The 22,563-nt window shown below is 50.4% G+C and carries 22 protein-coding genes; 8 read left to right on the top strand and 14 right to left on the bottom strand.

Annotation, left to right across the window (positions count from 1 at the left end):
• Positions 1-8: 8 nt before the first annotated feature.
• The 5 genes from AC4GL5_RS05295 to AC4GL5_RS05275 form a co-directional block, all read right to left on the bottom strand.
• Complete coding sequence (locus AC4GL5_RS05295; protein WP_490381746.1) at positions 9-626, bottom strand: GAD-like domain-containing protein; 618 nt, start codon at positions 624-626, stop codon at positions 9-11.
• Between the two features lie 87 nt (positions 627-713).
• Positions 714-3,344 (bottom strand): DUF4132 domain-containing protein, encoded by a 2,631-nt coding sequence (locus tag AC4GL5_RS05290; RefSeq protein ID WP_490381745.1) that lies wholly within the window; start codon positions 3,342-3,344, stop codon positions 714-716.
• Between the two features lie 54 nt (positions 3,345-3,398).
• Positions 3,399-3,824 (bottom strand): hypothetical protein, encoded by a 426-nt coding sequence (locus AC4GL5_RS05285; protein WP_490381744.1) that lies wholly within the window; start codon positions 3,822-3,824, stop codon positions 3,399-3,401.
• Between the two features lie 76 nt (positions 3,825-3,900).
• Complete coding sequence (locus AC4GL5_RS05280) at positions 3,901-4,590, bottom strand: hypothetical protein (protein WP_490381743.1); 690 nt, start codon at positions 4,588-4,590, stop codon at positions 3,901-3,903.
• 34 nt (positions 4,591-4,624) lie between these two features.
• Positions 4,625-5,098 carry a hypothetical protein gene (locus AC4GL5_RS05275; protein WP_490381742.1) on the bottom strand — a complete coding sequence of 158 codons (474 nt, stop codon included), beginning with the start codon at positions 5,096-5,098 and terminating at the stop codon, positions 4,625-4,627.
• A gap of 223 nt (positions 5,099-5,321) precedes the next feature.
• On the opposite strand from AC4GL5_RS05275, the gene AC4GL5_RS05270 reads away from it, so the two are divergent.
• The gene (locus AC4GL5_RS05270) at positions 5,322-5,501 is read left to right on the top strand and encodes a DUF481 domain-containing protein (protein ID WP_490381741.1); all 180 of its coding nucleotides are present in this window, start codon (positions 5,322-5,324) and stop codon (positions 5,499-5,501) included.
• Here AC4GL5_RS05270 and AC4GL5_RS05265 read toward each other — a convergent pair.
• The 3 genes from AC4GL5_RS05265 to AC4GL5_RS05255 all read right to left on the bottom strand — a co-directional run bounded on the left by AC4GL5_RS05265 (position 5,489) and on the right by AC4GL5_RS05255 (position 7,884).
• Positions 5,489-5,626 carry a hypothetical protein gene (locus AC4GL5_RS05265; protein ID WP_490381740.1) on the bottom strand — a complete coding sequence of 46 codons (138 nt, stop codon included), beginning with the start codon at positions 5,624-5,626 and terminating at the stop codon, positions 5,489-5,491. The genes AC4GL5_RS05270 and AC4GL5_RS05265 overlap by 13 nt on opposite strands.
• Positions 5,610-5,849, bottom strand: coding sequence for a SulP family inorganic anion transporter (locus tag AC4GL5_RS05260; protein ID WP_490381739.1), 240 nt, complete (start codon positions 5,847-5,849; stop codon positions 5,610-5,612). The genes AC4GL5_RS05265 and AC4GL5_RS05260 overlap by 17 nt, the downstream gene beginning before the upstream one ends.
• A 127-nt stretch (positions 5,850-5,976) precedes the next feature.
• Positions 5,977-7,884, bottom strand: a complete 1,908-nt coding sequence (locus AC4GL5_RS05255; RefSeq protein ID WP_490381738.1) for a 3'-5' exonuclease — start codon at positions 7,882-7,884, stop codon at positions 5,977-5,979.
• Between the two features lie 262 nt (positions 7,885-8,146).
• Between AC4GL5_RS05255 and AC4GL5_RS05250 the strand changes: the two genes are divergently transcribed.
• The 3 genes from AC4GL5_RS05250 (at position 8,147) to AC4GL5_RS05240 (ending at position 13,364) form a co-directional block, all read left to right on the top strand.
• Positions 8,147-9,871 carry a proline--tRNA ligase gene (locus AC4GL5_RS05250; RefSeq protein ID WP_490381737.1) on the top strand — a complete coding sequence of 575 codons (1,725 nt, stop codon included), beginning with the start codon at positions 8,147-8,149 and terminating at the stop codon, positions 9,869-9,871.
• A 246-nt stretch (positions 9,872-10,117) separates the two neighbouring features.
• Positions 10,118-11,266, top strand: a complete 1,149-nt coding sequence (locus AC4GL5_RS05245; RefSeq protein WP_490381736.1) for an FIST signal transduction protein — start codon at positions 10,118-10,120, stop codon at positions 11,264-11,266.
• 46 nt (positions 11,267-11,312) lie between these two features.
• Positions 11,313-13,364, top strand: coding sequence for a hybrid sensor histidine kinase/response regulator (locus AC4GL5_RS05240; RefSeq protein ID WP_490381735.1), 2,052 nt, complete (start codon positions 11,313-11,315; stop codon positions 13,362-13,364).
• Between the two features lie 117 nt (positions 13,365-13,481).
• Here AC4GL5_RS05240 and AC4GL5_RS05235 read toward each other — a convergent pair whose 3' ends face one another.
• The 3 genes from AC4GL5_RS05235 to AC4GL5_RS05225 all read right to left on the bottom strand — a co-directional run bounded on the left by AC4GL5_RS05235 (position 13,482) and on the right by AC4GL5_RS05225 (position 17,529).
• Positions 13,482-15,077 carry a methyl-accepting chemotaxis protein gene (locus AC4GL5_RS05235; RefSeq protein ID WP_490381734.1) on the bottom strand — a complete coding sequence of 532 codons (1,596 nt, stop codon included), beginning with the start codon at positions 15,075-15,077 and terminating at the stop codon, positions 13,482-13,484.
• A 510-nt stretch (positions 15,078-15,587) separates the two neighbouring features.
• Positions 15,588-16,439, bottom strand: a complete 852-nt coding sequence (locus tag AC4GL5_RS05230) for a pirin family protein (RefSeq protein WP_490381733.1) — start codon at positions 16,437-16,439, stop codon at positions 15,588-15,590.
• Positions 16,440-16,578: 139 nt separating this feature from the next.
• The gene (locus tag AC4GL5_RS05225) at positions 16,579-17,529 is read right to left on the bottom strand and encodes a DMT family transporter (RefSeq protein WP_490381757.1); all 951 of its coding nucleotides are present in this window, start codon (positions 17,527-17,529) and stop codon (positions 16,579-16,581) included.
• Positions 17,530-17,614: 85 nt separating this feature from the next.
• Between AC4GL5_RS05225 and AC4GL5_RS05220 the strand changes: the two genes are divergently transcribed.
• Entirely contained in the window at positions 17,615-17,965 is a 351-nt protein-coding gene (locus AC4GL5_RS05220) for a hypothetical protein (protein WP_490381732.1), read from the top strand.
• On the opposite strand, the gene AC4GL5_RS05215 is transcribed toward AC4GL5_RS05220, so the two are convergent.
• From AC4GL5_RS05215 to AC4GL5_RS05205, 3 genes are all read right to left on the bottom strand, one after another.
• Complete coding sequence (locus AC4GL5_RS05215) at positions 17,920-19,116, bottom strand: NnrS family protein (protein ID WP_490381731.1); 1,197 nt, start codon at positions 19,114-19,116, stop codon at positions 17,920-17,922. The genes AC4GL5_RS05220 and AC4GL5_RS05215 overlap by 46 nt on opposite strands.
• A gap of 129 nt (positions 19,117-19,245) precedes the next feature.
• Positions 19,246-19,554 (bottom strand): acylphosphatase, encoded by a 309-nt coding sequence (locus AC4GL5_RS05210; RefSeq protein ID WP_490381730.1) that lies wholly within the window; start codon positions 19,552-19,554, stop codon positions 19,246-19,248.
• A 64-nt stretch (positions 19,555-19,618) separates the two neighbouring features.
• Positions 19,619-20,959: a YihY family inner membrane protein gene (locus tag AC4GL5_RS05205; RefSeq protein ID WP_490381729.1), complete on the bottom strand. Its 1,341-nt coding sequence runs from the start codon at positions 20,957-20,959 to the stop codon at positions 19,619-19,621.
• Between the two features lie 83 nt (positions 20,960-21,042).
• On the opposite strand from AC4GL5_RS05205, the gene arsC reads away from it, so the two are divergent.
• Genes arsC through AC4GL5_RS05190 form a run of 3 tightly spaced genes read left to right on the top strand, consistent with a single transcriptional unit; the run spans position 21,043 to position 22,485 of the window.
• Positions 21,043-21,393: an arsenate reductase (glutaredoxin) gene (gene arsC / locus AC4GL5_RS05200; protein ID WP_490381728.1), complete on the top strand. Its 351-nt coding sequence runs from the start codon at positions 21,043-21,045 to the stop codon at positions 21,391-21,393.
• Entirely contained in the window at positions 21,390-21,986 is a 597-nt protein-coding gene (wrbA, locus tag AC4GL5_RS05195) for an NAD(P)H:quinone oxidoreductase (protein ID WP_490381727.1), read from the top strand. The genes arsC and wrbA overlap by 4 nt, the downstream gene beginning before the upstream one ends.
• A 46-nt stretch (positions 21,987-22,032) precedes the next feature.
• On the top strand, positions 22,033-22,485 hold the full coding sequence (locus AC4GL5_RS05190; RefSeq protein WP_490381756.1) for a DUF2069 domain-containing protein: 453 nt from the start codon (positions 22,033-22,035) through the stop codon (positions 22,483-22,485).
• The last annotated feature ends 78 nt before the right edge of the window (positions 22,486-22,563 follow it).

Genomic DNA, 22,563 nt, shown 5'->3' with positions numbered 1-22,563 from the left:
ATACAAGCCTAACCACCCAACGCCATCTGTAAAAGCAGATCCAACTGAACCGAAGCATTTCCTTTGCCACTATTAGCCGGTTCACCATCACCGCCCAGGCGTAACGCCGGTACGTGATAATAGATCTCGTCAGCAACAAGTTCTCCTTTCAGCTCTCGGGTCTGTAACAAGCGCGAGCGGTAGAAGAACTCTTCAATGACTTCATCATCACAACAGAAGTCGTTGAAAAACTCTTCAAGGGACCAAACCAATGAGCCGGTCTGAGAGGTATGCGGGTCGATAAAAGCCACATCAACCTCATCCTCTTCCTCATCCAGCGCCTCGTCCTCTTCAACGGTTAAATTACGGAAATAGAGGATATCGCCAAAGGCACTCAGAGCGATGGGCAGGCGACTCATATCTTCTTCGTCATACATCAGCCAGCCCCAGAGATTATCCTGATACTGCTCAGGATTAATCAGCTGGATCAGGCCGTCTCCATAAAAGCCAAAACCGTAGGTCTGCCAAAGCTCTATGAGGCTGGCCGGCAGATGATTGCGGTAACGGGCTACCAGTTCAGCAGATGCTTGCTGCAGGTTCTCGCCGGGGGGATGGGTATCAATAAATTGCTGTAACTTAATGGCCATGGGCATAAGTCCTTTTAATAAATAACGCATAAAAATAGTAAAGCCTGCCGGATACCCCGGCAGGCTTACAGGTTAAAACGTCAGCGATTAAAGCTGGCTGAGAATGGTTTCATCGGTGATCTTGTCGTCTTCCGCCAGCATAAAGGCTTTAGACAAAACAATAGACAGACCGTTATCCCCTTCAAACGGCAGGAACACCTGGTCGACATTTTTGTCCTTACCCCGACCCGGAACGATACAGAGATATCGGTCATTCGGTGCGATCAGGATGTTGCCACTGCCTATATGGATTTTGTAGGTGTGACGGGTACCGGTCACCATCAGGAACTTACCCTCGATAACCGCCTTATCCCGGATCTTAAGCCGTGGCAGCAGTCGTTCCAGAACGGTCTTACGGGTTTTTGCCACTTCGGTGAGATCACCAAAGGAGTAGCTCTGCCAGTAGTCACGGTAAGCCGGGCGGGAATCAGGGCCACCATCCTGCCACTGAGGATCGTTACCGACACTGGCAACTCCGACAAACAGATCCAGATCCCGCATCACTTCCGACAGCACCAGCGGTGGTATATCCACCATAGGGATCGCCTCGTCATCAGCGTTAACAAACCGCAGCTGATCGGTCGCTACGTAATACCAGATACCAGCATCGTTAAAGCTGTCGTTATCGTCCAGAATCTCATTGATCCAGAACTGGGCCTGCATGTTATAAGCTGGCAGTGGTTTACTGGCGATCTCGCCATCACGCCCATCATCGTAAGCCCCCAACAGAGAGTACTTCCAGCCGCGTAGTGCCGACAGGGAGTTAAACTGATGCTGCTTCAGGATATGCGCCGCCATACGGTTGGAGTAAACCCGGGTATTGATCTCGGCATCGGTCAGAATATAGATCTCACGGTAGGCCTGTTTGACCGGCTGCCGAATCTCCAGCTGATCCAGACGGTCACGCCAGGCCAGAACTTCATCCGAGGTTGAATCCAGCGGATGCCACAGGGTTATTTTTTCTACATTATTGAAATCCGCTTCGTCGGCAAAGAAGGCTTCACCCTGGGCATTTTGCCACTGCCCCTCATGATAGAGGCCGGCAACGCCATCCAGATTCCAAATCAGACGGCTGGCAAACAGGCTGATCAGGCCATGATTGAGGTAATACTTGCTGAAACTCTCAGGATTCCAGCTCATCTGCTCCAGATAGAGGCGGTCGATACGGTCGCGCTGGGTGGTAGAACCCTGTTTTACCTGCTTGGCCAGATCCTGCATCTTCTTCAGACGGGCTTTGTGCTTGCTGTTGTCTTTGACAAAAGCCGGAACCGATTTCTGGGTTGAACCATCCGGTTTAAACCATTGCAGGGTTGTTGAGCCAACACCGGTATGAGTCAGCACCAGCCGGTAATCATCAAACAGTTCGGTTCGCTGGCCATCGACTAGGCCAAAGTCCGGCGCAGCAATCTCTTCAACCTGGGCCGGGGTAATACCCTGCTTGGCCGCCTGTTCTTCAATATATTTCTGAATCAGCTTCTGGGTATTGTTCTGACGGATACGCAGCTTAAGACGGGACAGGTGACTGATGCCCTCAAGCCCCTTGGACTGCGCCAGCGCATAGATACCAGCATTACCGACACCGGCTGCTGCAGGGCCTCGTTCCGGGATTTTCTGAAAACACTTTTCCGTCAGCAGGGCGATATTCTTCAGGGTCTGGCTGTCGTGATAACGACTCAAGCTCCAAAGAAGTCCCTTCAGCAAATTAAAACTGTGCTCCTCGATATAATCGTAACCCTGATAGGTGTAATCGCGGCCATTACCCAGTTTGATGGTGATGTCACGCTCTTCAATTTTGATCGCGGCGATAACGCTCAGCCACTGATTAACCTGCTGCTTAAAGGCCGCAGTCCCGATGTTATCCATCAAAGGATTCGCTTCGTTCAGAAATTTCTTCGTCGGCTTTCCGCCACTTGCCATGGCAGCATGATGGAAGTACGGATGCCACAAAGCCTGCTTCTCTTTGTCCATCCTGTTCAGGTCTTCCGCGATCAGGCTCCCGACAATACCGGAACCCAACTCATAAGGCACCGTATCAAACGCCCCCAGCATACGTTGAAGCTTCTTAGCCGCCGTGAGAAAACTGGGCTCCCAGTAACTTCTCCGCCCGTCGCCACTCAGCTCTGCTTTAAGCTCTTCCTGATCCAGAATAGCATGCAGATCTTCGACCAGAAGATCACTGACGCCACAGCGCTTAACATGCTTTTCAAGCATCACAACAAAGGCTGTAAAGGGTTTGGCACGCAGGCGAGTTTCGACCTTTTCAGGGTCATCCATCTGATACATAAGGCGAAACAGCGCATTAAATGAAAAGTTGTCCGGACACTCAAATTTGGTGCGCATCAGACTGTCCATCAGCCGAATCCGGCAAACATGTCGTCGGGCCTCAGGGTCTGATGAGCGGTAAGGTTCCGGCCTGACATAACCCGACTCCCGCACCATAACAAACACTAAAAAAGCCAGCTTTTCATCGGAAGGCGCCTTACTGATCGCCACATAAGCAGGGCAATCTTTAAAAGGCAATTTACTTTGAGAGTTAATATGACCACAGAGCTCTAAAATGAACGCTTCAATGCTATCGAGGGTGGCGGTCATTTTCTCCACCGCAGCCTCATCACAAACCTCCGGTGCCAAATGCTGCCGTAGGGCAAAATCCTGAAATAGCTCAACTTTGGTGTTCATTGTTGGGGATGTCCTAGCTTTGAACGGATTAAGAATCGAAAATAAAGACAAAATTCAGCCCCCCACCAGAGGGGTTAACTTAACGAAAGAAACCAGGGTGTCAGCTTTGATCTCAACGTCCTGCTCCAGACTTTCCGCCTGCAGGTCATCAATCAGAATAAAAAAACCGTTGCCCTGAAACGCTTTCAGGGCGACATCGATCTGCTTATCCAGATCCACCGGTTTACAGCCCTTACCTTTTGCATGGCTATCACCGTTTAACTGACGCTCAAGGTCCGTTGGCTGCACCAGATGAAAACGCGCTCTGTCACTGCCGTATTCCGCGGCTTTGCGGTTGTAGTTCACCACCTCCTGGGTTACCCGTTCGGTGATAATGTCCTGAACGGTTACCCGGACGCGGTCAAAACGGATCTGCAGTTCATTGGCAACGGTGCCAAAGGCGTTTTCATCACGAATGTGCAGCACATGAGTCGCTAACATCCTGTGTCTCCATTTTTATAAAATCGGTTTATTGGTTTTTTAGGGTCAAAAGCTGAGGCTAAGCCTGCGCCGGCCTCTAATCCGTTGCCGAGGCCAGAACGGCAATCACTCGGTCGGAGTCCGGGTGGGAGAAGGTATAAAAATGACTGCCCCACCACTCATGCCCGGCTTCAAAGTAGTTGGAACATTCGGTGGACCAGCTCCAGATCTCAGCCGCCTTATCCAGATCGGATAGGAAAACATGAGCTATCTGCCAGAAGAGGCTGCAGGCATCTTCATTGCTGATCTGTAAGTTGTACGGAGGGGAAAGAAAGGCATCGCTGAATCCAGCTTTTGGTAACCTGCTCAGCTGCTCCTGGGAAAGACAGGTTTTGTCTGTTTCAGGATCGCCTTCCCGGAAATAGTTATTCAGGTAGTTCGAATGCCTGCCACGGACCAGCAGGCAGTTTTCGTTGACCAGAAACTGATTGCCCAGAAAATCTGCCCGGTCAATCCGGTGACCGGTCAATTTATCGGCAGAGACGTTAACGGAGAAAAACTCATTGCGCTTGTAGTTCTGGTAGTCCGGTAACTTCACCAGCTCGGTAAAATACTGATCCCACTGAGCACCTACCGCATCCAGAGCCATCAGGGCGGCCTGTCGATAGGTTTCGGCATTACGCTCAGCAACATCACGGTTGAGCACCACCAGGTCGACCACGCCACCGGCTTCTTCAAAAGAATCCAGCAGGGCTTGTTGTTCCGGTGGTAGCTTTTCAATATACATGGGGTCCTTCCCTTCGCTTGATTATGAGTGCGCGTTAAGGTTCAAGATAATAATTCGGGCTGTTGTCCTGATCAGGATTCAGAATCTGAAAAGTAAAATCATCAGCCAGATTCAGGCCAGACAGTGCCTGCTTTAACTCCAGCGATTGGGCTGCCTTGGCAAAATCCCGCAAAAACGGTATCAGTTCAGGATTGTCGCTGTCATTCCAAACACCCGCCATCTCAGCCGCCAGAGATTCCGCTTCGGGCCAACGACCTTCATTGATGCCGGAGATGTCATAAAACGGCCAGTCGGCGATCTCATCATCCTCTGCCAATTCATCCATGCCGACGATCTTGTCACCTTCAAACAGGAAGGAGATCTCTATTGTCTGCATCCAGGGAAACACCCCAAGATCGACAATTCTCAGCGCACGGCCTTTGACCGTGTCGTTCCGGCTAAATACTTCAGCCAACTGCTTTAATCGGGTCAGCAGAACGGATTCAATGGCCTCGATACTGTATGACATAACAGCCTCTTAAAATGTTTATATTCAATAGGTTATAACTAGTATTCAGTCGAACGGCCAACTAGAGCTACTATACTAGAAAAAATGATATCCTGATCACAATTTCCTTATCGCAGGCCGTTCTGGTCGATCAGCAGCTAGATAACTTCAGCCTGAGACATATGTTGCGCCTCGCCAGTAAATTTTCTGGCAGCTCAATGACGCGGTTCAGTTTGATCAGCTTGTGTCGGTCAACTCAGGTTCCCAAAAAACAATATGGCAATCAGAAACAGGCCTCAAAAGCCAGATCAATGGCAGTCTGGCGACCAAGATCAACTACAGAATGGACTATACCGATAGTGTTCCGGAAGATGCGAAAAGCACCAATACTGAGTTTGAAGTTACCCTAGTCTACAGTTTCTGATAGCGGTGCCGGCCATCAGTAGCTTCTGAGGACTCGCTGTCCGTCAGAGCCTCTGTCCAGAGTTCAAACCTTTCCTGCTCCGGAATCTGATGCAGCACTTTTAACTTCTCAAGGGTGTAAGCCACCGGGTTTTGTAGCCCGACCACACTCACCCGACACCTGCGATGATGTGCCGCCAAACAGCGCCGCAAAAAGTCCGACAAAGATAGCGCCATAAAGACCGGCTATCGCCCCCGCGCCGGAAGACACCCCAAAAGCCAATGCTAAAGGAAGCGCCACAACCGCAGCGGTGACGCCACCGTAAAGGTCACCTTTGATATTTCGCGTGTGTATCGCGGAAAGCGCCATACCCTGTCCTTTTCCCATTATTGTTATTGTTGTTCGTCAGGCAGTTTAGGTGGGAATAATGCCCGGGCTCAATAGGGCATTTTGATGACAATGCAAGCCAGGTTTGAAATTTGGCTTGCGGGACAGGTCAGGCATCGGCAAATTTCAGACATCGCCTTTCAGAATCAACATCATCATTTTGAACCGCTTCCGCAATCTGTTTAGAAATGAGGTTTTCCCGGTGATAGCAAACCAACAATTGCTTACGCGCTCTTGTCATTGCCACATAAAGAATCCTCATCGCCGCCTGTATGACCTCATCGTCTGATTCTGATTCACCAGCTTTCCGATGCCCCGATGCATCCAGTAATACAACGGTGTCAAATTCAAGCCCCTTACTGCTTGGCATAGGCATCAGATGAATCAGGTCTGCATTAGGGTCGAACTCTTTCTTGGCTCGGTTTTCATTCAACAATCGATGCCCAATACCCGCTTCCTGCAGCGCTTTGGCCATCTGACTACCAACGTATTTGATCGGATAAAGAACAACGGTGCTATTAAGCGCCTGCCCGTTATTAGTCCAGTGTTTCAGACAGCGCACGATATAAGCGATCTCATCAGATAACGACCCCCTCTGCTTTACAACAGGCGAAGGACCACTTTGTCCGGCAGCCTGCGGCTGCACCAGCGGAATCTCTTCCCGACTACTGCCGGAGAAGTAATCTTTAGCAAAACGATAAGCAAAATCGACGATCTGCCGGCTGTTACGATAGTTCATTTTCAGGATAGTGGTACGACCTTTAGCTTGTATCCCAACACTGGAGAGTGAAAAGTCTAACGCGCTCTTCTTGCGGTAGATATCCTGCGCATCATCATAAAGCAGTAAGAGTGAGTCGGTTTCCGGATCAACCATCTGAGTCACTAGCTGCAGCCACTCCGGCTCAAAGTCATGGCCCTCATCAATGATCACAGCGCCATATTGCCCCCGGGGAATCTGATCATCCTCAACCCCTTGGATAACACTATGCACCGCCCTTTCCCAGTATTCACCTTCGCCTTCCTGAACGACACTTTGGTACGTGCGCAGCTGGGTATTACACCAATCATGAAAGTGATAAACCTGCACTTGCTGATCGATTCCTCTGTCACTCATAAAGTTTCGGATCGCAGCAGCCAGCGTGATGTTGTAGCAAAGAACTAGAATCGGCTTATTCAGTGCTTTTGCCAGATGCAGACAACGATATCCGAGAATCAGAGTTTTACCGGACCCCGCTACACCATGGATCACCCGATGCCCATCACCAAGACTGCGTGCCAGCAGCTCCTGCTGCAGATCCATAATATTAACAATGTCCGGCAAACTGTCTTCCAATGGCACATTCGCATCGTCATCAAAGAAGCTGTCCTGCCTTGGAGCATTAATGCGTATCTCAGGGAAAAGATGCCAACGAATTCGGTCAATCTGAGGTAGGGTGAGCGGTCTCTTAAAGGTGTATTCAAACATATCCCAGAGCTGAGTCTGAAAGGCTTCGGCGTCAATATTATTGCGAGCATCCTCTCGGAACAGACACAAACGGCCTGGCAAAACAGTCTCTCTTTCCGACTCCTCCAGACTGGCATTAAACGCTTCCCGGCTGATGTTATGAAAGTAAACACCATAGGTATAAGGAAAGCAGAGTTTACCTTTATGACGTCCCTCTGTTTGCTGCAGCGCGGGATCCTTCTCAAGAGCAGCCAGCACCTGATAACAACTCTGGCGCGCCTGTATTAACGGATGGCTCACATGTTTCAATCCACTGTCCGTTAGTAACTCTACCGTCTGAGGATTAATTGCTTTGATATTATCAAGCTTCCAGTCTTTCACTTCGATAAAAATCAGACCACGACGTGGATTCAGAATAATAAAATCGGGATAACGCCGTTGACGACCAACAGGAATATCAAACCAGCAGAGATAATCATCTTCCAGGTGTTTACGAAACGCTTCCGCAAGCCGCTTTTCACCTGAAGTCATTTTTTTCAGGCAGGTATTAAGTGAGGGGATGATCTGAGCCATGCAACATCCTGTTTATCAAGAGCAATCTTTTCCATATTGCCGACGGGGAGTGAGTCCGATATTCATTGCAACAGGTACTCAGTCGCAAACAGGCTCAACAATAATGCAAACCATCCACAGGTTAAACCCCATTGAAACCAAAGAATCATAAGAAAAACAACAGATTGATATCCCCGGATAAACGCACCCTCTGTACCCGAGCCGGCTTAGGGCATACAATTACCCGCATTTCAAAACATGAATTAAGTCAGAGACCGTATCTATGCGCGCCAGTCAAATTCTTATCTCCACCTTAAAAGAAACCCCTGCTGATGCTGAAGTGATCAGCCATCAGCTGATGTTACGTGCCGGTATGATCCGTCGTCTGGCGTCTGGTCTGTACACCTGGCTGCCGCTGGGCCTGCGCACCCTGCGTAAAGTTGAGCGCATTGTCCGCGAAGAGATGGACAAGGTTTCGCAGGAAGTTCTGATGCCGGCCGCACAGCCAGCAGAGCTGTGGGAAGAGTCCGGTCGCTGGGAACAGTACGGCCCTGAACTGCTGCGCTTCAAAGACCGTCATCAGCGTGATTTCTGTGTAGGCCCGACCCACGAAGAAGTGATCACCGATATGGCCCGTAAAGAGATCAAAAGCTACAAGCAGCTGCCGGTTAACTTCTATCAGGTACAGACCAAGTTCCGTGATGAGATCCGCCCGCGTTTCGGTGTGATGCGCTCCCGCGAATTTATCATGAAGGATGCGTACTCCTTCCACAGCACCCCTGAGTCTCTGCAGGAGACTTACGATGTGATGTACCAGACCTACTGCAACATCTTTGACCGCCTGGGTCTGAACTATCGTCCAGTACTGGCAGATAATGGCTCGATCGGTGGTGAAGGCTCCCACGAGTTCCACGTACTGGCGGACTCCGGTGAAGACGATATCGTATTCAACACCGAAGGCACCTACGCGGCAAACATCGAAAAAGCGGAAGCCGTAGCACCACAGGCAGAAGCCGATGCGCCAACTCAGGAGATGACGCTGGTTGATACACCAAACGCCAAAACCATCGACCAGCTGGTTGCGCAGTTTGGCCTGGCGATTGAGAAAACCGTTAAAACCCTGATTGTTAAAGCGGACGAAGACGCAGAAGCTGACTTCGTCGCTCTGATCGTTCGTGGCGACCACACCCTGAACGAGATCAAAGCCGAAAATCAGCCAATGGTTGCCGCACCTCTGACCTTCGCTACAGACGAAGAGATCAAGGCCGTGATCGGTGCTGGTCCGGGTTCACTGGGCCCGGTTAACCTGAGTATCCCGTGCATCGTGGATCGCGCAGTAGCCGTTGCCTCTGACTTTGGTGCTGGTGCCAACATTGATGACAAACACTACTTCGGACTCAACTGGGGTCGCGATGTCGCCCTGCCGGAAGTTGCTGACCTGCGCAATGTGGTTGAAGGCGATGCCAGCCCGGATGGTAAAGGCACCCTGTCCATCAAACGCGGCATCGAAGTGGGCCACATCTTCCAGCTGGGCACCAAATACAGCGAAGCGATGAATGCCACGGTTCTGGGTGAAAACGGCAAGCCAACCCCTATGATCATGGGCTGCTACGGTATCGGTGTGACCCGCGTGGTGGCGTCTGCGATCGAACAGAACCACGACGAGAACGGCATCATCTGGCCGGAAGCGATTGCACCGTTTGAAGTGGCTATCGTGCCGATGAATGCGCATAAATCTGAGATGGTTCAGGAAGCCAGTGAGAAGCTGTACGCCGAGCTGAAAGCCGCCGGTTACGATGTGCTGATGGATGACCGTGACAGCCGTCCGGGTTTCAAGTTTGCCGACCTGGAACTGATCGGTGTACCGCACCGCATCGTGATCGGTGAGCGCGGCCTGAAAGAGGGTCAGCTGGAATACCGTGGCCGTCGTGACAGCGAAAACACCATGATCGATCAGACGACTGTTATGGAATTCCTGAAAGACGCGTTCGCGAAAAATGCTCAGTAACACTGACAGGATGACACCTGACTTACCGGATAACATCCGGTAAGTTCTGAGCGTTAAGCCCGCGCAACTATGTGTGGGCTTTTTTTTGCGAAAAAATACCCAACGAATAAAAGGAATTTTCCGGGCTCTGGATTGAAGGATGATATTCCGTCATTTGTTCAATATACTCACAAGAATGATGGCAAAAAAATATATATTCAACAATGAGCTCAGATTAACTCTTCCGGTAACAAAACAGGATTGAGCATGGCACAGGGTTATACAGGCTTTATCAATTTTCCCGAACTGAGCCAGGAAGCTCAGCAAGAGGAGTTACATCAGATACTCAGCACACTGAAGTCAATGGGTACAAACCAGATCAGTTGCTGGCTAGCTGAGCAAAATGCGGATCAGACCAAGCTGATCCAGGCAACCTGTAAGTCTCTGGAGATCGGCTTAGTTGGCGCTATATTCCCCGCCTTAGTGTTTGATAGCACACTGAGAAACACCGGCTGTCTGATTAAAGCGCTGCCCGACACCTGCCAACCCCGGTTAATCAGCTGTGAGAACCAACCAGCAGATGCTATTGCTGATAAGGTTGCTCAACTGGATGCAATCCCCTCTGATACCCCCCCCGGAAATCAACAAGCCAATCTTTTCCTCGTTTTTGATGCTCAGCAACCCAACATCAGCGATATTCTCGATCAGCTTTACCTGAAACTTCACAAAAGCGTGCGCTACAGCGGTGCTAATGCCGGAAGCGAGACCTTTCAGCCGATGGCCTGCCTGTTCGACAGCGATCGGCAGATCGGCTACGGTCTGTGGGCACTGCTATACAACACCGAATTTGATACCGCTCTGGCCCACGGTTATAAGAATTTTGAGCCCATTACGGCAACGTCTACCACAGGCAACCGTATTCACAGCATCAACTGGCGAAACGCTTTCGAGGTCTATCAGGAAGAGATCTTCAACCGCTACCAGCAGAAGGTCACCGCTGATAACTTTTATGACTATGCCACCCACTTTCCTTTTGGCATTATGCGCATGGCCGGACAGCCTCTGGTTCGCATCCCGGTTGCGGTTGAAGACGACGGTACTCTTGTTTGCGTTGGTGATATACCCGAGCACACGGTTATCAGTCTGCTCCAGGGGGTTAAGGCAGACGGCACTGAAACTCTGGACCTGCTGGCCCATCAACTGAAGAAGCCTGCACCGGATTATCAGGTGTTTTACTGTGCTGGCCGCCGTATGCATCTTGGCAAACAGGCTGACCACGAGCTCAAACTACTGTCAGAGCGCTTCCCGAACACTCACCTCAGTGGAGCCCTGTCGCTGGGGGAAATATGTAATGATGAAGGACAAGGCTACCCCCTTTTCCATAATGCAGCCATTGTCTGCTGTCCTTGGCTTTAACAGATCTGGCCGGAACAGGCTCTAACCGGACATAATGAGGAACACCATGAGCGATCAGAACCTGGCCATTCTTTATGAGATGGCACTCCTGATGGGGTCAGAAACCAGTGAAAAACCTCTGGTGCAGAAGTTTTTGCAACGATTGCTCTATCACACCGGAATGCCTACAGGCCTGTTTATCAGTAACATTGCCCGTCAGGAAAACAGTTTCAGCTTTAGTATACGGCAAAGTATTGCAGGCAAAACCTTTACCCCCGACCCGACCAAAGAACTGACCCTGGACTTCAGGCTGCCCCTTGAGAGCACCTTCTGCCCCGTACCGGACAAAATTCAGAGCTTACATCCGGTATTTGAAGGGTATCAGTCTGCCCTTTTTCTGCCGGCGGGTATCGACGATGCCTTCGTGCTGTTTTCGGTCAACAGTGAACAACCATTACCGGATCAGCTGTTCACCCCCATTATGGCTAACTTTGCCAAGACACTGGAACTCTGTCGCAGCAACGCGCGATTTACCGAGAAGCTGCAGGCCGAAATTGAAGAGCGCCAGCGTACCGAGAAAATGCTTAAGCTGGTTCTTAATCACATTCCGGCAGGGGTTTACTGGCAGGATACGCAAGGCAATATTCAGGGGGTGAACCGCTGGCTAATGCATGATTTGGCACGCCTGCCGGAAGAGGAAACCCCGCTCAGTTCTGATATAGAAGCTGATCTTCAGCAACTGCACAAGCAGATCAATATCAGCCAGCTCCAGCAGGATGATAGCCTTGTCATTGAACAAGGCCATGAGATTCAGAACAAGAACTATTACCTGCATCGTAATGATGACAGTTATCTCTGGGTTGAACTGAACAAAGTTCCGATTAGGGACGAAGAACATAACATCACCGGGCTTCTCGGCACCTATCGGGATATCACAGGTCGCAAGCTGATGATGGAAGAGCTGCTGCATGCCAAAGAGAATGCTGAACAGGCTAACCGCGCCAAAAGTTCTTTTCTGGCCAGTATGAGTCATGAACTGCGTACACCGCTGAACGCTATTCAGGGGTATACCCAGCTCATGGAGATGGATGAGGACGACCTGACCGAAGAACACCTCGAAAGCCTGCAGGAGATCCGTAAGGCCAGCAATCATCTGTTACAGCTGATTGATGAGATTCTGGACCTTTCTAAAATCGAAGCCGGTCGTATTGACCTTAAGATCGAACCTATCAATCCTATACCAGTGATTCAGGAAACCCTAACCCTGAACAAACACATGGCAGAACGCTTCGGCATCAATATCAAAACCCTCTTTCCTAAAGATCTGAACCCATCGATCCTGGGCGACAATCGTCGCGTGAAGCAGATTTTGCTTAATCTCGTCAGTAATGCCATCAAATACAATCAGGAACAAGGTGAGATCAGGATTAGCATGGAGCAAGTGGACAATCAGTTCAAAATTCACATAGCCGATACAGGTTATGGTATAGCTGATGATCAACTGGAAAAGCTCTTCCAGCCCTTTGAACGCCTGGGCATGGATTCAAGTACACGTCAGGGAACCGGTATCGGTCTGGTCATCAGCCAGAAGTTGGCTGAAGCGATGCGAGGCTCTATAGAGGTCAGCAGCTCACCGGGAAAAGGGAGTACCTTCTCTCTGGTCCTCCCAATGGCTAAGGGTAGTCAAGTCCGCAAAGCACCGGAAAAGGTAGAAATTTCTGTTGCGGAGATCATCTCCCATGGTGGCGAGAAAACAACCACTCTCTATGTGGAAGACAATGCAACCAACCGCATGCTGGTGGAGAAAATTTTTGCCAAACGCCATGGTGATCGCCTGCTAACAGCCGCAACACCAGAGGAAGGGCTCGAAATTCTGCGCCATGAATCACCGGATCTGGTTATTCTCGATATTAACCTACCGGGAATGTCCGGCTATGACCTGCTTCGCCATATCCGCAGTGAAGGCCTGGATACCAACCGGCATCTTGTGGCACTGTCTGCCAACGCTATGCCGGATGACTTCCGGCAGGCAGAAGAGGCTGGGTTTGATGCTTATCTGACCAAACCGTTAAACATCCCCGAGTTTAACCGCCACCTGAACGGCTGGCTGGAGAAATAACCGGAAGCAAACCCTAAAGATCAAGAAAGCAGCTGATGAAGCCTCAATAGCGGGATACCCGACTATTGAGGTTTTTTTTGACCAAAGTGGAACTATTGCGGTGCATTCCAGCGGAGATCAGGAGCTCAGGCCAAACCGGCGAATCAGTCCGGACAGATCTTTCGCTTCATTTTTCAGCGCAATACTGTCAGACACCATATCCTCGTTTGAAGACGTGACACCATTCGCTGCGGCATGAATCTGCTCCAAACGCTGATTCAGTTCGCTGGCGGCACTACTCTGCTGAACGGTAGCAGTCGCAATCTGTTGGTTCATATCCCCCAGCTGGCGGATCGTATCACTCAGTTCCAGCAGAATACGCTCAGCATCTCTGATCTCATCGACCGTGCCGCCAGCCTGATCCTGGCATGCAGTCATCAGATGGCAAACATCCTGCGTTTCCTGCTGAAAAGTTTGCAGAAGCGCCTGAATTTCAGCGGTTGAGGCCTGAGAACTCTGTGCCAGATTACGCACCTCATCGGCAACCACCGCAAAACCTCGTCCCTGTTCACCGGCGCGGGCCGCTTCAATCGCAGCATTCAGAGCTAACAGATTGGTTTTCTCGGCAATACCGTTAATCACATCCAGAATCGACTCGATATTGCGACTACTCTGCTCAAGAGCGGTAATGACTTCCATAGAAGCGCGAATATCACCCGCCATTTTGCCGATAGACTGTTCCGTGCGCTCAACAATGACACGCCCCTTCTGACTGACCGCATCAGTTTGCTGCGCTACTGTCGCTGCTTCAGCACAGCTCTGAGCCACTTGTTCTGTGGCAACGGTCATCTGCTGCATGGTACCGGCTGCATGACCAATATCGTCCAGCTGACTCAGGGTTTTATCGCTCACATCACGGGCTTTTTCAGCCACTTCACTGGTATGAGCATGAATATGCTCCGAGGCATTTTCCAGCCGGTTCACCACGGTTTTCATCGTCAGGCTGAGGAACTTCTGCGTCAGCTCAAGCTGGCCCAACTCATCATAGCGTCCGGTGAAAACCCGCTGAGCCACCGCATTGGAAAAGATTTTCTCACTCTCTTTGGCAAGACAGGTAACGGGAGCCGCTAACCAGTTCGCCGCAATGGCACTGACCACACCGGCACCCGCGAAAAGCACCAGAAGTTTCCAGGGGCTGACACTGTCAAACAGAAAAGAAACCAGCGCCAGCATCGGCAGTGTCGTTAACCAGATAACCGCCCAGGTTCTGCGCACGTAACTGGTTGAGAAGAAGGCTTTAAAGCGGGACCAGAGGCTAACGTGCTGTCCTTTATTGATCGCCTGATAGAGCTTCTCAGCACGCTCAACCACTTTCCGGTCAGGACAGTGACGAACAGACTGGTAGCCGGTGATCTCACCTTTATCGAAGATAGGAGTAACGTAGGCATCAACCCAATAGTGGTCGCCATTCTTGGAGCGGTTTTTTACCACGCCGATCCACGGCTTGCCCTGTTTTAGCACATCCCAGAGATCCTGAAAGGCGGCTGGCGGCATGTCCGGATGACGGATAATGTTGTGCGCCGCCCCCAGCAACTCATCTTCACTGAAGCCCGCGATCTCAACGAAGTAATCGTTGCAGTTGGTAATCTTCCCTTTTTTATCCGTAGTGGAAATAATACAACGGTCTTTATCCATTAACCGTTCTTTACCGGAAACAGGAAGATTCCGCTTCATTGCCAAGCTACCTCATGTCATATCAATGTCACAGGAAACTTATATTCTGAATCTGGGAAGATAGGTCTCATCATCCCCATTACCTCAGGAATACAGACCTGTAATAAAGGACCGTTTGATCCGTCCGCGTGAGCAATCGTTTTCAGGTTGATCGCTCAGTTTTAAGGGCGGCCGATAATAATGGAATAACAACGCTTAAAAAAGATTATTTATGTAATAAAATCAAGGCACTACAATGCTAACGAAGGCGTATAGAGACAAAAAAACACTTCAAACATGAAAAAACCTTTGCTTTCAAAAGGTTAAATATAATCATCCCTTTTTAGTAGCGGACGCTCTAATTACATTTATTTACAGAGCCAGACTGCATCCAGTCGCTTACCCGTCCGTACATTTGTCAGTGAATCAAGTCAGGATATAAAAAAACCTGTCGCTTATCGCCTTATAAAAGACTAAAAACGACAGGCCTTAAACAGTCTCAATGAGATTAAGATTGCCGAATGGCGTTAGTTAAACTTTTTCAGCTACCTTAGCCAGCACACCGTTCTGATAATCCACCATCGCCTGCTGGATCTCTTCGGCAGTATTCATCACAAAAGGGCCGTATTGCACGATAGGCTCTTCTAACGGCTTTCCTGCAACCATAAGTACGCCGGCTTTGTCAGAACTGCGAAGCTTCAGTAACTCTCCGCTAAAGGCCAGTAATTCACCTCGTTCCAGGATCAGATTGGCCTCAGGAACTTCAACCGAGCCTTCATAGACGTAGAGGAAAGCCTTATGGCCTGCAGGCAAATCATGCTCCAGCTCAGTAGCCTTCTGAATACGAAAATCGACCATTAGAGGCTGAGTTGCATCACGCTGGATAGGCCCCTCTGTCCCTTTGGATACACCGGCAACAACACGGCGCAGTACACCATTATCATCCTGCACTTCCGGGATCTCTTCCGGAGCCAGATCCTGATAAAAAGGGGCTTTCATCTTTTCATTAGCCGGCAAGTTCAGCCAGAACTGAAAGCCCCAAAGCAGGCCATCTTCCTGCATCGGCATTTCGGAGTGAATAACCCCCTCTCCCGCAGTCATCCACTGCACACCGCCAGAGGTCAGCATACCGACATTGCCGAGATGATCCTCATGTTTCATGGCACCATGCAGCATGTAAGTAATGGTCTCAAAGCCACGATGCGGATGAGGCGGAAAGCCTGCAATATAATCATCGGCATTATCGGAGCGGAACTCATCCAGCATCAGAAAAGGGTCCAGATGGCGCAGTTGCGGTGTTCCGATAACTCGATTCAGACGAACACCAGCCCCATCGGATGTCGGCATTCCTTTAACACGGTTAAGTACTTTAAATTCAGCCATAGCAGGCTCCTCTTCCGAACAAGTTTCGATTAATTAGGCTCACTATAGTCCCGATAAAAACGATAGAAAATTGCTATTTATAACAACTTTCGTTCGACTAAATCGAATCATTGGTAGAAGGAGCCCACGACACCTGATCTCACCGCTTATTCACCCAGTACACACCCAAAACCGTTATCGCCATACCTAAAAGAGCAACCCCCGTCAGCTGCTCATCAAAAAGAATCCAAGCCTGCAACGCTGTCACTGGGGGGACCAGATAAAAGTAACTGGCGGTACGGGTCGCCTCGCCCATCTGAATCATCAGCATCAGCAAAAGAATCGCACCAACGGAAAGCACCAGCACCGACCAGATTAGCGCTCCGGTGAACTCAGGATGCCACTGCACTTGGGTATTCTCCGTCAGCAACGCCAGCGGCAACATCACGACAAACCCAGAGAAGTACTGAATAAAAGTCGCTGCCAGCAAGGGTTGTTGCTCACAATAGTTTTTCTGATAAAGGGTTCCTAACGTGATGCCGGTCAGCGCCAACAAAACCCATAGCAACTGTTCACTGCTGACATCACCATTTTGCAGAAAGTCGGCCCGGCCGTTACTCAGCACCAGTGCAACACCTACAATGCCCAGTGTTAATCCCAGCCACTGCTTAGCGCTTGGCGCGCTTCGATAAACCAACGCCATAATGACAGCCGTCAGCATCGGCTGCAGGCCAACCAGAAGCGCTGCCAACCCCGCAGGCATACCTAGCTCAATAGCCGAGAATACGCCCCCCAGATAAGCGGTATGTACCAACGCACCGGTAATCATCTGCTGCTTCCACAGCGCGATACGTCTGGGGAAGCTCACCTTAAAGATCCGCATCAACAGCAGAAACACCAGCAGGTTTCCCGCCATACGCCAACTTAAGAAGGTAAAGGGTTCGCTATAGGGCAGGCCAAAGCGAGCTCCGATAAAGCCGGTACTCCAAAGCAAGACGAACACCCAGGGAAGCAGGGCGATCAATAAGGTTTTATGGCGTTCAAATTTAAGTGCCAGTGTTGTCATCGCAATAATCCCGGATTCCCGTTCTGCAAAAAGATCGATCAGCACCGCCAAGGGCTCAGCACTGTCAAAACAAACTTATCTGTACTATAAAGCACTGCTGCACTGGAACAGTGGCCGGTCAGGGCGATTATTGTTCAGCCCACTCTCAACAACCCAACGGGGAAAAGCATGGGACTGGCCGGATTCGGTACACTACGAACCGGCGGAAGGCGGTTTTCTGGCCTGGATACGACTACCCGAAGGGTGCGATGCGATGGCACTGTACCAGCAAGCTCAGGCGGCAAAAATCAATATCACACCCGGCCCGCTGTTTGGCAGTGACCAAAGCAACAAGCACTATATACGTATCAACTTCGCCCTGTATCAGGATCAGCCGGAATACCGACAGGCGATGATTCGTCTCGGGCAGCTGATAAAAGCAAACAGCCGCGGCTGTCAGCCTTTACCGTCGGCTCTGGGCGAAACCAGTGCGGGCAAGTAAACCACGGCAAACAAACCAAAGGCCAGCATCCAGGCGGTGGCAGACAGGTCATACAGAAAAGGTTTCTGAACCGCTGCCATGGCAAAAACACGGGCAATCACGGCGACCAACAGGCTATAGAAAGCGACCTTTATCGGCGTGGGTAATTGCAGCGATCGTCCTGTATGGCCAAGGGATACACGGGACATCATGCCCAGCGTCAGCAGGCCGATCCCGCCCACTGTCAGCGCATGGATATAGATAAAAGGCGACAGGCCTGACCAGGGCAATGTTGCCCGCAACAAAAAGCCCAGCCCCAGCATCAGATAACCGGCATGCAGAATCCATAGCAGAGGATTGGACAGAATCCTGCGGTCAAACCAGCCTCCGACCCGCATCAGCAACAGCAGCGCCAGCAATCCGGAAAGAACGTTCGCCCAGATCGCCAGAGGCTGCCAGAGATCATTGAGAAATGTCACCACAGCCACCGGCAAAATCAGCTTTTCAACCCAGGGGATCTGTCGCCCCTGATAATCATGGGTTGCCCGCTCGGTAAAAAAAGGAATGACCCGACCACCGATAATCAGCATCACCAGCACGATAATATTCAGTGCACCATAGATCCCCAGATGGGACATGCCCGGAGCGATGCCCAGACGATCAAAATGTACCAGCAGATTCATCAGAAAAAGCAAACCGCAGAAGGCGATAAACACCATATTACGCAGGTTTGCACTCTTCAGAATCGGCACCGCGATAGCCAACGTCAGCAGCGGATAAAACGCCAGATCAACCAGAGCTACGATCAGAGGTTCCAGTGGCAGAAAAGGCACAATCCGACCCGAGATCCAGAGTAAGACCAGTGCCGCCAGCCATGTGCCATTCAGCATTTTTTGCCCGGTCCAGTTGCCCACGGCCGTCAATAAAAAGCCGCTGATAATGGCGGTTGCAAAGCCAAAAATCAGCTCATGACTGTGCCATAACACGCCGGGATAATAGTTAACCACCGACGCGTGAGGGAAAGGGATACCCCTGAGCTGAAACGTCCAGCCCAACATCAGAATGACAGAAAAGAGTGCCCCGAAAAGGAAGAAAGGACGAAAGCCCAGTGAGAAAAATGCCTGAAACGAGAATCTGAGATCTGAACGATAGGAAAGATGAGATGACGCCATAAAGCCTCCGAAAAATTCTGAGGCCATTTTAGCGAATACCTGAGTATTTTACTTGGCTTAAGTCAATGCGGCGTATCGTTCAACAACAGCTAATCAAATAAGCCAGAACCTGAACAATAAAACTAAAATCTAACGTATCTCGAAACCCGTCATCACCAGAGGTTCCGCATCGACTATATCCAGATGATCCACTCTGGAAAGCGGCGACCCCTTCCATAGCCAATCAATCAGATCCGTTACCTGACTTTCCGGACCCTGAACATGCACCTGAACCGAGCCATCATCAAGATTCATAACCCACCCCTCGAGCTCGCGCTTTTGGGCCTGATGAAGCGTATTTTTCCGAAACCAGACCCCCTGGACACGTCCGGAAACATTGATCGCTTTTACCAGAGCCGGTTCCGATTCCAGAGGTGCTGAGGTTATGTCGTTTTGCATGAGAGTCACCTGCAATAAAACATCAAGTATTACCTGCCTTCTCCACAAGACAGGATGCCTACGTCTATTTCTCAAACAGCTCTTGTGCTGGCAGAGAAAGTTCACTTTCTTCTCGCTGTAAATAGTCCTGAAGCACGTTTATAGCAGATAGCGGCAAAAGGGCAAACTCACTCTTTGATGCAGAACGTGCAGACAGTTCTTTATGACTTGCCCTGCCAGCTGAATCCGTAGCCGCTTCTGGTTTATCAGCAGGCGGCTGATGGGGGGGCTCTGCACCCAATTCAACGGGTATCGGCCAAGGCAGAAGGCTCAATAGCTGCCATTGAGTCAGTTCTGAAAGATCTCGCCCTAACTGCCAATAGCTGGACGGCAACCCTTTCGTTCCGGCTTCATTTTTTACCCGAACGATAAGACTATTGTCCTGTAGCACCCGCATTAATTCTCGCTGCAGCCGGGTACTCAGAGGCGATAAAATCTCTTGTAACTCATTGAGTGTCAAAGGTTGATTAGCCTTCCAACGCGAATACAGCACCTGCAGCACCTGCATCGCCACCACAAAAGGATTACGGTTAAATCTTTTCCAGTCTGACTGATAACGCTGAAGTGCCATCACCAGAGTCGCTCCCAGCAGCAGAATATTCCAGCTGATATAGATCCAAAGAAGGAAAAGAGGTACTGCAGCAAAAGCCCCATAAACAACCTGATAGGAAGGCGATTGGCTGACAAACTGGGTGAAGACCCACTTAGCCAACTCAAAACAAACCGCGGTAAAAAGACCACCTACCCAGGCATTCTTCAGCGGGACATGGGTTTTCGGCACAAAATGAAACAGCATCATAAAGGCCAATGATGAGGTTAATAACGGTAGAAACTGCAGGAAAACGGCGGTTACGCCCAGAGTGTCAGCCGCATCCAGAAAAAGCTTATGGGAAACCACAAAGGAAGTAACAGCCATACCAGACCCCATCAGTAAAGGGCCCAGCGTCAGCACTGACCAATAAAGCAGAAAACTACTGGCTCCCTTACGGTCTTCTGCAATAGACCAGATGCTGTTAAAGGCACGCTCAATCGCCTTCATCATCAGGATCGCGGTGACGACCAGAAAAACGACACCCACAAAGGTGAGATTTCTGGCCTGTTGAGCAAAGTCTGCCAGATAGTTACTCACGACCAGACTACTCTCCGGCAGAAGATTGCTGAACAGCATCTCCTGAATGCCCACACCCGCGCTATCTGTACTGGGCAGCGCTGACAAAATCCCAAAAGCGACCGTCATCAGAGGTACGAGCGCAAAAAGGGTGGTGTAGGTTAAAGCTGCCGCGGTTTTCTGACACTCCTGACCAATAAAGCGCTTGATGACAAAACGAATCAGACCAGGCCAGTCTTTTCTTAAAATCGATCCCATTACAGCCGCTCCTTTTCGTTGGCAGGACATATCGTTAGAATAGGCGTCATTCTACCCTATTTGATCAGGATCAAGGATAACTCATGCCTGCTGTCACTCTTTATCACAACCCACGTTGCTCTAAATCCCGCGCCACTCTGGAACTGCTGCAGGAAAACGGTGTTGAGCCCAGTGTTCGCCGCTATCTTGACGAGCCTTTGTCTGATGCCGAGATCCGTACCCTGCTGAAGAAGCTTGATGTATCGCCTATCGACATGATGCGCACCAAGGAAGCTGAGTTCAAAGAACAGGGACTCAGTAAAGACAGCGACGACGAAACGTTGATCGCCGCAATGGTTAACACACCTAAGCTGATGGAACGCCCGATTGCCGAAACCCAAGCGGCGGCTGCCATTGGCCGTCCTCCGGAAAATGTTCTGGAGCTGCTGGCATGAGCCAGCCTTTTGTTCTGGTGCTGTACTACTCCCGCCATGGCGCAACGCGGCAGATGGCTGAGGCTATCGCCCGGGGCGTAGAGTCAGTGTCCGGCATTGAAGCCCGATTACGCACCGTGCCGGACATTTCCGCCGAGTGTGAGGCGGTTGCCGATGTGATTCCTTCGGACGGCGATCTCTACTGTAGTGAGGAAGATCTGCGCCAATGCTCAGGTCTGATCCTGGGCAGCCCGACCCGATTTGGCACCATGGCAGCACCACTGAAGTACTTCCTGGAAAGCACCAGCAATCTTTGGATGAACGGTGCGCTGATCGATAAGCCAGCGGCAGCATTTACCTCGACCGCCAGTCTTCATGGTGGTCAGGAAGCAACGCTGCTGTCGATGATGGTTCCCCTGCTCCACCACGGAATGATTCTCGCGGGTATTCCATACAGCCAGACCGGTTTACTGGAAACCCGTTCCGGGGGAACCCCTTATGGTGCCAGTCATGTTGCCGGAAAATCCGGTGATAACCCGGTAGATCCAACCGAACTGGAGCTTTGTGTTGCTCAGGGCAAACGTGTAGCCGAACTGGCTTTGCGACTGAATTAAGTCAGATGCTCACTTACCTACATTCACAGGAGATACTGTGAGAAAGATGATGAACCGCCTGGAAACAGGCAAAGATATCGGCCGTATGGCGAACAAAAGCCGTTTTTGGGTTTTGTTGAGCTATCTTGCAATTATCGGTTTTCTGATCCTGAACAGTTTTCAGATCACCAAAGATGGCGCACCTCTCCATGTAATCGCCTTACTCGCGTTCATGCCTGTGTTGCCATTACTTCTGTTCGCTCCCGGCATCTGGATCCGCCGACCACGCTCCCATGCCTGGCTATGCTTTGTCAGCTTGCTCTACTTTATGTACGGCGTGGATCAGTCCTTTCTGCCTGAACATCAGATTGTTGGCTTAGGTCTTTCCGTGTCGTCCATCATTCTGTTTGTTGCCGCGATGATGTTTTCCCGCTGGGAAAGCCTGCGCCTGAAGGCTGAAAATCCTTCTGAAGCCCAAGCATCGGTTACAGAGACAGAGAAATCCGACGACAACACCTAAGGTTTAAGGCAGGACGCTTAAAACTTAAAAAGCCAGGCAAGAAACTGAACTGCCCCCATAAAGTTGGACTGGATGTCC

This window comes from Oceanospirillum sp. (assembly GCF_982874595.1).
Note: the sequence above shows the minus strand (reverse complement) of the source record. Positions and strands in the feature narration are given on the sequence as shown.